Consider the following 15,895-nt stretch of genomic DNA (forward strand, 5'->3'; position numbering starts at 1 on the left):
AACGAAATCAATCCGAAACAGTGCGTGGCGATAAGCCCTGCATCTAATTGGAGCCGGCCGGACCGGCAGAGAGAGGGACGTCATGCACACCACCATTGCCGCCAAGTTGATCAACATCACCGCCGCCGTGCTCACGGGTACCGCGCTTCTGTTCGGCGCCAACGCTGCTCATGCCGCCAACAAGATCGTGGCGCGGGTCTCGCTTTCGCAGCAGGTCATGGAGGTCTCGGTCGATGGCCGGCCGACCTTCGCCTGGAAGGTCTCCACCGGCGACAGGGCGCATGTGACGCCGACCGGCTCGTTCAAGCCGACGCGAATGCATGAGATGTGGTATTCGAAGAAATACGACGACGCACCGATGCCGCACTCGGTTTTCTTCAGCGGCGGCTACGCGGTGCACGCGACCTCTGCCATCAAGCGTCTAGGCCAGCCGGCCTCGCATGGCTGCGTGCGCTTGCATCCCGCCGCCGCCGCCGATTTCTATCAGTTGGTCGAGACCTTCGGGCCGGCCAATACCAGCATAGTCATCGTCAAGTAGCAGGCCGGGAACGGGTTGTCCGTTCGTCGCCGTGCACCCGTCCAAGGCTCCCGCCGGAATGCCCTCCAGTGATAGTGATAATGAGCTCAACTCAAACCGGCGGCATCGAGCCCAGCCAAAAAAGAGGCCGCAAAATCTCCGGCCTCTTTTTCAGTTGTTTGTTTGCGCAATCCCGATCGGAAAACCGTTACACACTTTCCTGGAATTGCTTCAGGTCGGCAATGCCGGCATCAGCTTGGGATCAGGCTTCTCGGCAAGCTGAGGCAGATCCTTGCTGGCGATGAAGGTGTAGAACATGGGCACGACGAAGAGCGTGAACATGGTGCCGACCAGGATGCCGGTGAAAATCACCAGGCCCATCGAGTAGCGGGCCGCGGCACCCGCGCCGCTGGAGACGATCAGCGGCACCACGCCGAGCGCCATCGCCGCCGTCGTCATCAGGATCGGCCGCAGGCGCACCTTGGCCGAGGCGATGATGGCGTCCCGCCGCCGCATGCCATGGATCTCACGCTGCTGGTTGGCGAATTCCACCAGCAGGATGCCGTGCTTGGTGATCAGGCCGATCAGGGTGATCAGACCGACCTGCGTGTAGATGTTGAGTGTGCCGAGGCCCAGATTGAGCGGCACGATCGCACCGAAGATCGACAGCGGCACCGCCATCATGATGATCAATGGGTCACGGAAGCTTTCGAACTGCGCCGCCAGCACCAGATAGATGACGATGACAGCCGCCGCGAAAGCGATCAGGATCGTGTTGCCCTGCTCCTTCTCCTGCCTGGACTGGCCGGAATAGTCGATGAAGAATGTATCGGGCAGGCTTTCCCGGGCGATGTCCTCAAGCACTTTCAGGCCGTCGCCCGTGGTGACGCCGGGCAGCGGAAGCGCTGATATGGTTGAGGAGTTCAGCTGGTTGAACTGTTCGATCGCCGCCGGCGCCGCATTGTTCGAAATCTTCACCACCGCCGACAGTGGCACCATCTCGCCGGTGACGCTGCGGACAAAATATTCGCCGAGCTTTTCGGAATTGTCGCGGAATTCCTGCGGCACCTGCGGGATGATGTCGTAGCTGTTGGAGTCGCGGTCGAACTGCGCCACTTCGGCGCCGCCGACCAGCAGCGTCAGCGTCCGGCCGATATCGGCGATCGGCAGATTGAGTGCCGCGGCGCGGTCACGATCGATGGTCACCGTCACCTGCGGCGCGTCATAGGCCATCGAGTTCTGCACGACGATGAAGCGGCCGGAGGCTTGCGCCTTGTTCTTGATTTGCTCGGCCGCCTCGTAGACTTCGGCGGAGCTGCCGGTCGAGCGCACCACCATGGCGATCGGCAGGCCGCCGCCGGAGCCGGGAAGCGTCGGCGGGGCGAAGACGAAGGCCTGGACACCGGCAACCTTGGCGATGCGGGCCGTGATATCGGCCTGCAATTGCTTCGAATTGCGCTTGCGATCCGCCCAGTCCTTGAAGGCGAAGCCGACGAAGGCGCTGTTGGTCGTGCCGCCGAAGGCGACGGCCGAGAACTGCGCCCGCGTTTCGGGAATGTCCTTCACCAGGCCCAGGATCTGGTTGACGTAGGTCTCGGTGTAGTCGGAGGTCGCATAGCGCGGTCCCGTTACTAGCGAGAGCAGGAAGCCCTGATCCTCTTCCGGTGCCAGTTCCGTCGAGGTCTTGGTGAACATGAAGCCGGTCACGCCGACAAGCGCCAGCACGATGATCAGCGTCAGCGGGCGATAGTTCAGCGAACCGGTGACGGCACGCTCATAGACGTGCTCGACCCGCGAGAAGGTGCCGTCGACGATGCGCTGGAAACGGCCGGCATTGCCGGGCTTCAGGAGGCGCGCCGACATCATCGGGGTGATGGTGATGGCGATGACGCCCGACAGCACCACCGACCCGGCCAGCGTCACCGCGAATTCGCGGAACAGCGAGCCGGTGAGGCCGCCGGTAAAGGCCAGAGGTGCGAACACGGCAGCCAGTGTCATGGTCATGGCGACAATGGCGGTGGCGATTTCACGCATACCGTTGAAGGCCGCCTGCATCGGCGACATGTGGTCTTCTTCCATGTGGCGGTGGATGTTCTCCACCACCACGATGGCGTCGTCGACGACAAGGCCGATCGCCAGCACCATGGCCAGCAGCGACAGAAGGTTGATCGAATAGCCCACCGCGAACAACAGGAAGCAGACGCCGATCAGCGACAGCGGGATGGTGATGATCGGCATCATCACCGAACGGAACGAGCCGAGGAAGAGCAGGATGACGACCACGACGATGGCAACCGCCTCGGCGATGGTCTTGAACACCTCGTCGATCGAGGCGCTGATCTGACCGGTGGCATCGTAGACGATCTCGATCGTCATGCCTTTCGGCAGCGTTTCCTGGATCTGCGGCACGAGCTTGGTGAGCGCGGCCGCCGTGGTCAACGGGTTCGCGGCCGGCGTCGGGAAGATGGCGAGGAAGGTGCCGGGCTTGCCGTTGAAGCTGACCCTGGTGTCGGTATTCTCCGCGCCGAGTTCGACGCGCGCGACGTCGCGCAGCCGCACCACATTGCCTTCGGTCGAGCGCAGCGGCAATTCGGCGAACGCCTCCGGCGTCTGCAGCGTCGAACGCACCGTGATCGACGAGACGACATATTCGTTCTGGGTGTTGCCGGGCGCCGACAGGAAGTTGGAGTTGTTGATCGCCGCCAGAACTTCGGCGGCCGTCACGCCGCGCGCGGCAAGCCTGACCGGATCGATCCAGACGCGCATGGAATATTGCTGGGCGCCGAAAATCTGTACGTCGGCGACGCCTTCGACGGTCGACATGCGTGGCCTGATGACGCGCTCGATATACTCCGTCAGCTGCTCCTTGGTCATGTTCGGATTCTGCATCGAGATGTACATCATCGCGAACTGCTGGCCGGTGCCCTTGACGATGACGGGATCCTTGGACGCATCCGGCAAGGTGCCGCGCACGCCCTGGACTTTCGACAGCACCTCGGTCAGGGCCACGTCGGGATTGGAGCCGAGCTTCATCTGCACCGTCACCGTGCTGGAAGACGGGCGGCTCGACGAGGTGACGTAGTCGATGTTCTCGGTCGAGGCGACGGCGCGCGCGATCGGGGCCGAGATGAAGCCCTGGATCAGGTCGGCGCTGGCGCCCGGATAAGCGGTCGTGATGGTGATCGCGGTTTCGTCAACCTTCGGATATTGCCGGATCGACAGGTTGAAGATGCCCTGGAAGCCCAGGAGCAGGATCATGCAGGCAAGAACCGTCGAAAGGACGGGCCGGCGAATGAAAAGATCGGAAAAGCTCATTGCTGGCCGGCCTGCTTGTTCGCCGATTTGGTCGGGTCGATCGTGTTGTCGACGTTGACGGACATGCCGTTGAAGAGGCGGTTCTGGCCCGCGGTGACGACCTCGTCGCCGGCCTTCAGCCCTTCGACGATCTCGACCATGCCTTGATTGCGGCGGCCGGGCTTGACGAAGACCTGCGACAGCACCAGCGCGGGCTTGGCCGGGTCCGCGGCCTTTTCGGGCTTCGCGGCGTCGGCCGGCTTGCTTGCATCGGCCGCCGGTTTCATCGCATCCGCCGGCTTGGCATCCGCCGCCTTGCTGTCCGCCGGCTTGTTGTCCGTCGGCTTGCTATCCACCGGCTTGTCGGCGGCTGCCGCGGGCTTTTCCTCCGGCTTGGCAGGCTGCGTGGGTGCGGCTGCGGCGGGCTTCGCCGGCTGCACCACGAAGATGTAGTCGCCATAGAGGCTGGTGGTCAGTGCCGTCTGCGGCAGCACCAGCACGTTCTGCTCCTCGGGCAGTTCGACACGCACCTGCACGAACTGGCCCGGGGTCAGCTTGCCATCGGGATTGGCGACCTCCGCCCGGATGTTCACCAGCCGGCTGGACGGATCGATCTTGGGATCGATGCCGCGAATGGCGCCGGCGAACGGCATGTCTCCGCCGCCGCCGAGGCCCAGCCGAACCGTCTGGCCGATCTTGAGCAGTGGAAGCTGCTGTTCGGGGACAGAGAAATCGACCCGCATAGTATCGAGATCCTGTAGTGTCACCACGGCGGTGCCGGGCGCCAGATACTGGCCGATGTCAATCTTGGGAATGCCCGCCGTGCCGGCGAAAGGCGCGGTCAGCTGCTTCTGGTCGAGCACGGCCTGCAATCTGTTGACTTGCGAGGCGGATGCGCTTGCGGCCGCCCGCGCGGCGTCCAGCGTCGCATCGGTGCCGACGCCGCGCCGCTGCAATTCGATGGCGCGCGCGAATGCAGCCTGGTCGGACACGGCCTGTGCTTTCTGTGCCTCGAGATCGGCGCGCTCGACGGCGTCGTCGAGCTGCAGCAGGACCGCGTTGTCCGGCACCTTCTGGTTGGCGTGGAAGAGGATTTCCTTGACGATGCCCGTGGTCTCAACCGTCAGGTCCACACCGCGCACGGCTCTCACCGTGCCGATCGCTTCGACGCCCGGCGTCCAGCTCGACGGCTTGGCGATGGTCGTCGAAACGGTCGCCGCCGGCGGCTTCATCGTGGCGAAATACTGCTTGATGCCGTTGTCGCGCAGGAAGTTGAAGCCGACAATGCCACCGACCACGACCACGAGGACGAGCAGAACCAGGAAGACGATGACGATACGAAGTATGCGCTTGAACAAGAAAGACCCCTCAGTCGTAATCCGGCGCGAAGCACGGACATCGGGACACATATCGACTGCAGGTCCCGATTTCAAATAGCGGCGGTCTTACTGTACCGTCTGGACGGTCTTGTCAATTGGGCCTAAGCTTGCGATGGGAGGCGCCATGAGAGCCCGAAGAACGAATTCGCGCGAGAAAATTCTCGCCGCGGCGGCTGACGTCGCACGGGAGTCCGGCCCCGGAAGCCTGTCGCTGGAAGCCGTCGCCAGCCGCGCCGGCGTATCGAAAGGCGGGCTGCTCTACAATTTCCCGACCAAGGCCAAACTGATGCAAGGGCTGGTCGAGGGCTATCTGCGCGAATTCGAGCAAGCGCTGGAGGCGGCCAACAGCAATGACAATGGCAAAAACCCGCTCGCCGTCTACATCAGGCTGTCGGCCAATGATTGCGAGGAAAAGCAACCCTCTGCCTCCTGGATATTTTCGGCGATCGCCGAGGATCCCGATTTCATGACGCCGATAAAGACATTCAAGCGACAGCTCTTCGAACGGCTGAAGGGCGAAACGAACGACCTCAGATCGCTGCTGGTCTGCTACCTCGCCATCGAGGGGCTGCGCAGCATGAACCTCTTCGATTCCGATGTGCTGTCGAAAGACGAACGCGAGCTGCTGGTGTCTTCCCTGCTGGAAATCGCCAAATAGATAGAGCCGATAGATAGAGCTTGAGCGTGGCGAAAACGGAGCGAGAGAGACGATCGCTGTCTAGAGCCGGATAGAGCATGATGTCGTCCGAAAACCGTTTCACACTTTTCGGCATCATGCTCTAGGGATCACTCCACGGCGCGTTCGATATCCCTGCGCAGGACAATCGCGGTCGTCAGGTCCTCGACGCCGCCGAGCGTGGCAATGAGGTCCCGCACCGTATTCAGCCTGTCGATCGACGGCACCTCGACCTCGACGATGAGATCGAGCTGGCCGCTCACCGATGACACCCGCCGCACTTCCGGATAGCGCGCCAGCTGGTCGAGAATGCCGATGGAGGGCGTGCGGATCAGCGTGACCAACAGGAAGGCGCGGACCAGGCCTTTGTCCATCTGACCGATATCGGCTCGGTAACCTCTGATAACGCCGCTCTTCTCCAGCGACGCCACCCGCTCGCTCGTCGCGCTGCGCGACAGACCGATGCGCCCGGCAAGTGTCTTCAGTGGGATGCGCGCCTCCTTCGACAGGATGGCCAGAATGTCCCGATCCTTGGCGTCCAGTTCCCTCATCGTGCCACGCTCCCCTGGCTCCGTTAATGTGCCGGCCAATGCGGTCATTGTGCCGGCGCAACCGACGCTTTGCCGGATGCCCGATTTTTTGACCCATGCCAAGCTTTGACAAAGCAGATGCGGATTTCAGATGACCAACGTCTCCCACCCAGCACCTCAATTCTCGCAAGGCGAGGCCGTCGATCTCGCCACGCGGCACTTCGGCATTGCCGGCAGCGTCACTCCGCTCGACAGCGAGCGCGACCAGAATTTCAAGCTGGCTGCTCCCGACCGCTCGCTCTGGATCCTGAAAATCGTCAACGCCAGCGAGCCGCTGGCCGAGAGCGAATTCCAGACGGCGTTGTTCGACCACCTCGAGCGCAACAGCCCGGATCTCGCCGTACCGCATCTCAGGAAGACGGCACGGGGCGCTTCGCTCGCGCATGCCAAGGGCACGGGCGGCGAAGATCATGCCGTGCGCATGGTGTCATGGCTCGCCGGACAGCCGCTGGCAGAGAGCCAGACCACGCCGGTGCTGCTTGAAAGCCTCGGCGGTGCGCTTGGCCGGCTTGACCGCGCCCTGCAGGGCTTCATTCATCCCGGCGCGCTGCGCTCGTTCGACTGGGACATTCGCCAGGCCGGTCGCGCGCGGCAGCGCCTTCACCACATCGGTGATGACCGGGATCGCGCCTTGGTGGAGCGGTTGCTCGATCATTTCGACGCCGAGGTCGCGCCTCGCCTGCCGGCATTGCGGGCACAGGTGATCCACAACGACGCCAATGACTGGAACGTGCTCGTCGATCCCGAAAAGCCCGAGCGTGTCGCCGGGCTGATCGATTTCGGCGATGCCTTGCACAGCGTGCTGATCGCCGAGGTCGCCGTCGCCTGCGCCTATGCCATCCTCGATGTCGAGGATCCGATTGGTGCGGCCGCACGGTTGACCGCCGGCTTCCATGCCGAATATCCGCTGCGCGAAGAGGAACTCGACCTGCTCTTCGACCTCATCGCGATGCGTCTCGTCACCTCGGTGACGCTGTCGGCGGCGCGCAAGGAGCGGACCGCCGACAATCCTTACCTGTCGATCTCGGAAGCGCCGGCCTGGCGGCTGCTCAATCGTCTGGGCAGGATGAACCGGCGCTTCGCCACGGCGATCCTGCGCCATGCCTGCGGCTTCGAAGCCGCTCCCGGAGCCCGCGCCGTGACAGGTTGGATCGCGGCAAACCGCGCGCATCTTGCGCCAATCCTCGACCGCCATCCGGCGACGCTTGCCAAGGCGCTTGTGCCCTACGGCGATCCGCAAAATCCGATGACGGTGACATCGGCCGCGCAACAGCCCGACAAGGCGACAGCATGGTGGGATGCCTATTGCGCTGAACATGGCATTGCGCTCGGCATCGGTCCATGGGGCGAGGCCCGCACGGTCTATACCAGCGACATCTTCCAGTCGCGTTTCGTGGAGGGCGCGCGGCGCGCCAACCATCTCGGTCTCGACCTTTTCATGCCGGCGGGCACAAGGCTTTACACGCCGCTCGCCGCCACGGTCAGAAGCGTCGAGATCGAGGAGGATCCACTTGGCTATGGCTGCCTGGTGGCGCTGGAGCATGCGCCGCAAGGCTGCCCGCCCTTCATCACCCTGTGGGGCCACATGGCGCATGAGGCTGGACGGCGGCTGAAGGCCGGCGACCGCTTGGAAGCGGGCGCGCTTGTCGGCGAGATGGGCCTACCTGCGGAAAATGGCGGCTGGGCGCCGCATCTGCATTTCCAGATATCGACGGATACCAGTCTTGCCGCACGCGACATCCTTGGGGTGGGTGAAGAGCGCTATCTCGACGTGTGGAAGGAACTGTTTCCGGATGCCGCCGAACTCGCCGGCATCCCGCCTGAAACCTTCCAGCAGAGTGGCCGGTCACGCCCGGAGATCGTTGCCGCGCGCAAGGCGTCGCTGCTGCCCAATCTCTCCATCTCCTATTCCGAGCCGATCAAGTTCGTGCGTGGCGAAGGCGCCTGGCTGATCGACGATCGCGGCCGCGCCTATCTCGACTGCTTCAACAATGTCTGCCATCTCGGCCATGCCCATCCTGACGTGGTGGACGCGATCGCGAGGCAGGCGGCAAAGCTCAACACCAACACACGCTATTTGCACGACGCGATCGTCACCTATGCGGAGCGGCTGACGGCGACGCTGCCGGCCGGGCTGTCCGTGGCCTCCTTCGCCTGTTCGGGCAGCGAGGCCAACAGCCTGATGCTGCGCATGGCGCGCACCCATACCGGCCGCAGCGACGCGATCGTGCTCGACTGGGCCTATCACGGCACGACGCAGGAGCTGATCGACCTCAGCCCCTACAAATACAAGCGCAAGGGCGGCAAGGGGCGCCCGGCGCATGTGTTCGAGGCAGCCATTCCAGACAGCTACCGTGCACCGGCTGAATGGCCTGATGACGAGCATGCGAGGCGCTTTGCCGAAAGCGTCGCCGAGCAGATCGCCGACATGGCGAGGCAAGGCCGCGCGCCCGGCCTGTTCCTGGCGGAATCGATCCCCAGCGTTGCCGGCCAGGTGTTCCTGCCCGATGGCTATCTCAAGGAAGTCTACGCGATGGTGCGCGCCGCTGGCGGCATCTGCGTCGCCGACGAGGTGCAGGTCGGCTTTGGCCGCGTCGGCAGCCATTGGTGGGCTTTCGAAACCCAGGGGGTAACGCCAGACGTCGTCACCATGGGCAAGCCGATCGGCAACGGCCACCCGATGGCGGCCGTGGTGACCACCGCCGAGATCGCCGCCTCGTTCAACAATGGCATGGAGTATTTCAACACCTTCGGCGGCAATCCGGTGTCCTGCGCGGCAGGGCTCGCGGTGCTCGACGTCATCGAGCGCGACGACCTGAGGCGCAATGCGCAGGAGATAGGCTGTTATCTCATGGCGCGCTTCAAGGCCTTGCAGGATCGTTACGAGATCGTCGGCGACGTGCGTGGCCAGGGGCTCTTCCTCGGCATCGAACTGGTCGCGGACCGCAAAACCAAGGCGCCGGCGACAGCGCTTGCCCGCCGCATCAATGACGGCGTTCGGGCACGCGGCGTGCTGATCGGCACCGAGGGACCGCATGACAATGTCCTGAAGATGCGCCCGCCGATGATCTTCAGCCGGGCCAATGCCGATCATCTTGTCGGCGTTCTCGACGAGACGCTGACGGCGGTTCTGGCGCAAGAGGCTTAGGACAGACCAGCGCACCGTCTGGCGGTGCGTGAATTGACAGAACGACAGCGATTTTCACGAAGTCCGGTGCTTCACGTGCCGGCGGCAGGAGAGGCTTTGCCTCATCAAGGGAGGAACCATGAGACATGCATTGATCACCGCGCTCGCCCTCGGAGCGGCCACGCTGGCCGCTCCGGCAAAGGCGGACACATTCGACATCGTCAAGCAGAGGGGCTCGATCCTGTGCGGCGTCAGCCAGGGGGTGGCCGGCTTCTCAGCACCCGACGACCAGGGAAAATGGAGCGGCTTCGACATCGATTTCTGCCGCGCGGTTTCAGCCGCCGTTTTCGGCGACCCCGACAAGGTCAGCTACGTGCCGCTGTCGACCAAGGAGCGCTTCACGGCGCTGCAGGCCGGCACCGTCGATATCCTGTCGCGGCAGTCGACCTGGACCTTGTCGCGCGACACGGGCATGGGCATCCACTTCGTCGGCGCCGCCTATTATGACGGCCAGGGCTTCATGGTGCGCAAGGACCTCGGCGTGGATAGCGCGCTGAAGCTCTCTGGCGCAACGGTGTGTGCGGAACAAGGCACCACCACCGAGCAGAACGTCGCCGACTACTTCACCGCCAACAAGATGAAGTACGAGGCGGTCGCCATCGATTCCGCCGACAGCATCATCAAGGCGTTCGACAGCGGCCGTTGCGACGTCTACACCACGGACGCTTCGGCGCTCTATGCGCAGCGCCTGAAGCTGACCGATCCCGCGGCCTTCATGGTGCTGTCGCAGATCATCTCGAAGGAGCCGCTGGGTCCGGCCGTACGCAAGGGCGACGACAAGTGGTTCGATGTCGTGCGCTGGACGCTGTTCTCGCTGATCGAGGCGGAAGAGGACGGCATCACGCAAGCCAATGCGGAAGCCTCGCTGAAGTCGCAGAACCCGACGATCCGCCGGTTCCTCGGTGTCGAGGGCGACAACGGCAAGCAGATCGGGCTCGAACCGGCCTTCGCCTACAACATCGTCGCCAAGCTCGGCAATTATGGCGAGATCTTCGAACGCAATCTCGGCCAGTCGAGCCAGTTGAAGATCGCGCGCGGCATCAACGCGCTGTGGAATGCCGGCGGCCTGATGTATGCGCCACCCGCGCGCTGAGGCCTGAAGCCGAACGCTTGTTTGGTGCCGGGCCGGCAACGGGCCCAGGCTCCTTGCCCGGCCATTCCACTTCACGGAACGGAGCGGTGATGTGTGCCGTCGCGCATCATCGCCGCTCTTCGATCGATGTCCGGAATTTGGACATAAAAACGTTTTTATCCTTCTTGAAAACGTTTTTATCCGATGTTACGAATGCTGACCCTTGAGAAGCAGCGGTCCATGGCAGCGAGCAAAAAATCCGAGCATCGGGAACTTTCGCCGACGATCAAGACGTTGGCGGCCCACACGGGTTTTTCGATCGCCACCGTCTCGAAGGCTCTGCGCGGTTCCCCCGTGGTCGCCCAGCAGACCAGGGACGCCATCGTCGCCGCAGCGCGGACTCTGGGCTATCAGGCGAACATCCGAGGCATGGCGCTGAGGACCGGCAAGACCTATCGGGCGGCGGTGCTGATGCCGATAACGTCCGCTGCCGGCTATGAGTGGGACGGCGTTGAATACACACAGATCCTGAGCGGCATAAGCCAGGCGCTGGAAAACAGCGACTATCAGCTCTCCGTTCACGGTTTCCGGGATTTCGGCGACGCTTTCGACACAGCCCGCCGCATAGTCGACCAGAGCGCGGCCGACGGCCTGATCTTTTCCGGCGTGCAAGCCGACGATCCGCGTATCGACATGCTGGTCGAAAGCGATTTTCCGTTCGTGTCGCTTGGCCGATGCCGCAAGCCGCTCACCTATGCCCATGTCGATGTCGACAATGAATGGGCGGCATTCACCGCCACGGCCCGGCTGATAGCGGGCGGACATCGGCGGATAGCGCTGATCAACGCGGATCGCCGTCTTTCCTATGCCCTGGACAGGATTGACGGCTTTTCGCGCGCCTTCGACGAGGCAGGGCTTGCCACATCAATGGACCTTGTGGCCGACGGCGATCTGTCCACCCGCTTCGGCCGTGACAGCGCGCTCAGACTTCTTGGCTTGCCCAGCCCGCCCACCGCCCTGGTGTGCATCAACGAATCCACCACCCTGGGCGTCCTGTCGGCGCTGGGCAGCCTCGACCGGCGCGTCGGGGTGCATGTCGACGTCATCGCCTATGACGATATCAACGTCAGTGCGTACTTCACCCCGCCGATCACGACATTCTACCAGCCAATCGAACTCCTCGGCCGCAAGCTCGGGGAGTTTCTGCTGCGACGCATGGCGGGTGAGGATGCGGCAAAGCTCACCATGGTCTCGAGACCCGAGCTCATCGGCCGGCAGCCGGACAATCTCGGCGGGCGAAACCGCCGCTAATCATGACATGGGAGGAAAGAACATGAAGAAGATTCTGATCGGACTTGCGCTGACGGTATTGACGGCCGGCACTGCCGGCGCTGCCGACCTCGGGGGCAAGGTCCTGAAGGTGGGTTCCGACACCACCTCGCCGCCGATGGAAAGCGTCGACGCGGCGAGCGGCCAGGTCGTCGGTTTCGACGTCGATGTGATCAAGGCGGTCTGCGGCAAGATCAACTGCAAGGCTGAATTCGTCACCACCGGCTGGGATGGTATCTTCGCCGCTCTCGACCAGGGAAGTTTCGACCTGGTCGCCTCCGGTGTATCCATCACCGACGAACGCAAGAAGGCGATGGATTTCTCGGACCCTTACATCATCAACAGTCAGGCCGTCCTCATGCGCGTTGAAGACGAGGGCCTGTCCCTCGATGACTTCAAGGCGAAAGGCAAGAAGCTCTCGGCGCAAGCCAACACCACCGACTCACAGGTCGCCGAAAGCATTGTCGGCAAGGACAATGTGGTCGCGTATGACAGTTTCGCCGCCTCCGTCATAGCGCTGAAGAACAAGGACGTGGACGGCGTCGTGATCAACGGCGCCAATGCCGCCGCGTATGAAAAGGAATTCGCGGGCGAACTGGTGGTGCCGATCAGGAATCTCCAATCCGATCCCCTGGGGCTGGTCTTCCGCAAGGGTGACGAGAATGTCGCCGCCTTCAACGAAGGGCTGAAGGCCATCAAGGCCGATGGCAGCCTCGACGCGCTGATCGCCAAATACTGGGGCGTGAAATAACTGCTTGAAAGGCTTTGGCTCCGGTGCCGGGCACCGGAGCCGCCGTGAGGGAGGGACGGGACCGGATGCAGTTTCTGATGCGCCTGCGGCCCAGCAATCTGATCATCGTCGCGGCTTTGCCGTTCATCGTCTATCTCTTCGCTTCGTCGATTAACTATCAGCGCTCGCTTCGCGCCATCCTGGGCGTGGAGAACGGCTCGTCGGTCTTCGTGCCTGGCTTTCTGGCGCTGGCTGTCGCCTTTTTCGCCGGCCTTGCCGTGGTCGTGTTCTCGCGCGCTTCGTCCAGGTCACCGCGTCTCGCGATCGTCGCCGCCGGGGTCAACCTTGCCGCCGCGATGGTGCTTGCGACAACCGGCGTGGCCTATCCCTTCGTGGCCTCGGTCGTGGCGAACGCCGTCGATCCGTTCACCTCCAATCTGGTGGTTCAGGGCGTTACGCCGCGGCGATTGACGGATGCCGCCGACCTCATGGTGCGCGGCCAGGCCGCACTCCTGTTGCGAGCCTATTTCGGCCTGACGATCGTGCTCCTCGGTGCGTTCTTCATCGCCGCCCGCAATGGCGCCGGCAACGCGACGCACCGTTGTGCCCGCTTCGCACTTGCGGCGGTGAACGGCGCCGGGTTGGCCTTCATCCTGCTTTTCGCGCATATCGCATTCGCGGCGGGTGTCGCCACGACGATCCGGGCGGCCATCGCCGCCTACATGCTGGCTGCAATGATGGGGTTGCTCTGGGTCGGGCTCCTCAAGCTCAAATACAGCTGGCGGGCGGACGTGACCTGCATCGCGGCAACCATCCTCATGATCTGCGCTGCCGCGTGGTTCCTGCTCCAGCCGCGCGACAGCTATGTGCTTGTGGGGTCTCTCGCCGGGAAAGTCGCGGTCACGGCCGGGACCCCGTCGGGGATACTTGGCCCCGTCCGCTACGGGCAATTTCCCGGGGGTCCCGACCGCGATGTGCCGCTGCGCACCTTTCGTGGCGCGCCGGAAGCGCTCGATGCGATCGGCAAGGCTCCCGATATCAGCGCGGCACTTGTCCCCGCCGCAACGGCGCCGGGCGCATTGCCCGTGCTGTGGCAAGCGGAGGCGTTGAACGATCGCGACAAGGCGTTCGGCATTACGCTCGCGGTGCTGGCGATCGTGCTTGGGCTGCTGACCTTCGGCGGTCATATCCACCGCAGACACCCACTCTCGATCGGCTCGGAATTCATCGTCGACACGATCCGTGGCATCCCGATGCTGGTTATCGTTCTCTATGTCGGCCTGCCGCTCGCCGGCGCGCTCAAGGACGCCACGCAGGGCGTGGTCGATCCGCCGAACCTGGTGCGCGGCATTGCCGCCATGGCGCTGGCCTATTCGGCCTATCTCGCCGAAATATTTCGTTCCGGCATCAATGCAATCCCTGCGGGCCAGATCGAGGCAGCGCACAGTCTCGGCCTCAATGGCTGGCGTACCGCCCGGCTGGTTGTGCTGCCGCAAGCCTTCCGCATCATCATTCCGCCGCTCGGCAACGAACTGATCGCCATCCTCAAGGACACGTCCCTGCTCTCTATCCTGTCGATCCGTGACATCACCCAGCGTATGCGGGAATTCCAGTCGGCAAGTTTCCTGCCGTTCGCGCCCTACAACTCAGCCGCCATCTTCTACATTTTTCTGACGCTGGCGGCGGCAAGCCTCGTCAGCACCATCGAGAGAAAATATGACATCAAGCATCGATAACGCACGCCGGACCCTTGAAGCCCGCGCCGCCGGTCTGGTCTTTCCGCAAGGCTTCGTGTTCGGCGCCGCGACCGCGGCCTATCAGATCGAGGGCGCGCATGACGCGGACGGCAAGGGCGAAAGCATCTGGGACCGGTTCTGCCGTGTTCCCGGCGTGATCGTGGATGGCTCGAGCGGTGATATAGCCTGCGATCACTATCATCGCTGGAAGGAAGATATCGCTGTGCTCAAGGCGCTCAGCCTTGGCGCCTATCGCTTTTCCCTCGCCTGGACGCGGCTTCTTCCCGAAGGTCGAGGCGACGCCAGCGCCAAGGGTATCGCCTTCTACGATCGGCTGGTCGACGATCTGCTTGAAGCCGGCGTCGAGCCCTATGCAACGCTCTACCACTGGGACCTTCCGCAGGCGTTGCAAGACCGTGGCGGCTGGTACAGTCGCGAAACCGCCACCGCCTTTGCCGATTATGCCGGGCTTGCCGCCCGCAGCTTCGGCGATCGCGTCAAGAAATGGACGACGCTCAACGAGCCCTGGACCTTCTGCTGGTCGGGACACGCGACCGGTGAGGATGCGCCGGGATTGCGGGATGGTGTGAAAGGCGGCGTGACTGCAAGTCATCATGCATTGCTGGGTCATGGCCTGGCTGTTCCAGTCATCCGGGCCGAGGTAGCGGATGCGTCAGTCGGCATCGTCTTCGATCTCAACGTCGCGGAGGCCGCTACCGATGATCCGCGCGATGTCGCGGCGACACGGCGCTTCGACGGCGCCCAGAACCGCTGGTTTCTCGACGCCGTCTTCACGGGCACATACCCGCAGGACATGCTGGAGCTCTACGGCGATCTGCTGCCGCCGGTCGATGCCCGGGATAATCAGATCATCGCCGCGCCGGTGGACTATCTGGGCATCAACATCTACCGTCGCTCGGTGATCGCGGCGGGTGACGAACTCGCGCCGCTAAGCTATCGACGGGTGCAACCGAAAGGCATCTATTCGGCGGTCGATTACGAGATATGGCCGCGCTGCATGTACGACATCCTGCGCTATGTGAACGACCGCTATGCGCCGCAGGCAATCTACATTTCCGAGAACGGCGTCGCCACGACGCCGGAAAAGGTTGGCGACGACGGGCGTGTCTGGGACGATCTGCGCGCCGCCTACTACGTCGATCATCTCGAGCAAGTGGCCAAGGCGGCGGGCGAGGGCGTGCCGGTGCGGGGTTATTTCGCCTGGACACTGACCGACAATTTCGAATGGGCCTATGGCTATACGACACCGTTCGGCATCACCCATGTCGATTTCGCCACGCAGCAACGCCACATCAAATATTCCGGCGAGGTCTACGCCATGATTGCCCGGCAGGAAACCGTGCCGGTCGCCAAGAGCGCCTGAC

General features: G+C 63.3%; 11 protein-coding genes. 8 read left to right on the plus strand and 3 right to left on the minus strand.

Translation table 11 applies throughout. The annotated features are described in order from the left end of the window. The first annotated feature begins 82 nt into the window (after positions 1-82). Positions 83-538 carry a L,D-transpeptidase gene (locus FJ930_RS01440; RefSeq protein WP_141833966.1) on the plus strand — a complete coding sequence of 152 codons (456 nt, stop codon included), beginning with the start codon at positions 83-85 and terminating at the stop codon, positions 536-538. Between the two features lie 210 nt (positions 539-748). Here the strand turns inward: FJ930_RS01440 and FJ930_RS01445 are convergent, their stop codons facing one another. Further along, entirely contained in the window at positions 749-3,832 is a 3,084-nt protein-coding gene (locus FJ930_RS01445; RefSeq protein WP_141833968.1) for an efflux RND transporter permease subunit, read from the minus strand. Further along, positions 3,829-5,169: an efflux RND transporter periplasmic adaptor subunit gene (locus FJ930_RS01450; RefSeq protein ID WP_141833970.1), complete on the minus strand. Its 1,341-nt coding sequence runs from the start codon at positions 5,167-5,169 to the stop codon at positions 3,829-3,831. The genes FJ930_RS01445 and FJ930_RS01450 overlap by 4 nt, the downstream gene beginning before the upstream one ends. A gap of 145 nt (positions 5,170-5,314) precedes the next feature. Here FJ930_RS01450 and FJ930_RS01455 point away from each other — a divergent pair, with 145 nt between their 5' ends. After that, a complete protein-coding gene (locus FJ930_RS01455) occupies positions 5,315-5,848 on the plus strand; it encodes a TetR/AcrR family transcriptional regulator (protein ID WP_141833974.1) in 534 nt (177 codons plus the stop codon). A 128-nt stretch (positions 5,849-5,976) separates the two neighbouring features. Here FJ930_RS01455 and FJ930_RS01460 read toward each other — a convergent pair whose 3' ends face one another. Next, a complete protein-coding gene (locus FJ930_RS01460; protein WP_140742955.1) occupies positions 5,977-6,417 on the minus strand; it encodes an Lrp/AsnC family transcriptional regulator in 441 nt (146 codons plus the stop codon). A 130-nt stretch (positions 6,418-6,547) separates the two neighbouring features. On the opposite strand from FJ930_RS01460, the gene FJ930_RS01465 reads away from it, so the two are divergent. The 6 genes from FJ930_RS01465 to FJ930_RS01490 all read left to right on the plus strand — a co-directional run bounded on the left by FJ930_RS01465 (position 6,548) and on the right by FJ930_RS01490 (position 15,894). After that, complete coding sequence (locus tag FJ930_RS01465; protein ID WP_141833977.1) at positions 6,548-9,604, plus strand: aminotransferase class III-fold pyridoxal phosphate-dependent enzyme; 3,057 nt, start codon at positions 6,548-6,550, stop codon at positions 9,602-9,604. A gap of 118 nt (positions 9,605-9,722) precedes the next feature. Next, positions 9,723-10,736, plus strand: a complete 1,014-nt coding sequence (locus FJ930_RS01470; RefSeq protein ID WP_141833980.1) for an amino acid ABC transporter substrate-binding protein — start codon at positions 9,723-9,725, stop codon at positions 10,734-10,736. 219 nt (positions 10,737-10,955) lie between these two features. After that, positions 10,956-12,026, plus strand: coding sequence for a LacI family DNA-binding transcriptional regulator (locus FJ930_RS01475; RefSeq protein ID WP_141833983.1), 1,071 nt, complete (start codon positions 10,956-10,958; stop codon positions 12,024-12,026). Positions 12,027-12,048: 22 nt separating this feature from the next. Then, entirely contained in the window at positions 12,049-12,795 is a 747-nt protein-coding gene (locus FJ930_RS01480) for a transporter substrate-binding domain-containing protein (protein ID WP_141833986.1), read from the plus strand. A 65-nt stretch (positions 12,796-12,860) separates the two neighbouring features. After that, entirely contained in the window at positions 12,861-14,510 is a 1,650-nt protein-coding gene (locus FJ930_RS01485) for an amino acid ABC transporter permease (RefSeq protein ID WP_141833988.1), read from the plus strand. Next, the gene (locus tag FJ930_RS01490) at positions 14,491-15,894 is read left to right on the plus strand and encodes a GH1 family beta-glucosidase (RefSeq protein WP_141833991.1); all 1,404 of its coding nucleotides are present in this window, start codon (positions 14,491-14,493) and stop codon (positions 15,892-15,894) included. The genes FJ930_RS01485 and FJ930_RS01490 overlap by 20 nt, the downstream gene beginning before the upstream one ends. Position 15,895 lies beyond the last annotated feature (1 nt).

The sequence above is a fragment of the Mesorhizobium sp. B2-4-15 genome (genome assembly GCF_006658505.1).
Taxonomy (GTDB): domain Bacteria; phylum Pseudomonadota; class Alphaproteobacteria; order Rhizobiales; family Rhizobiaceae; genus Mesorhizobium.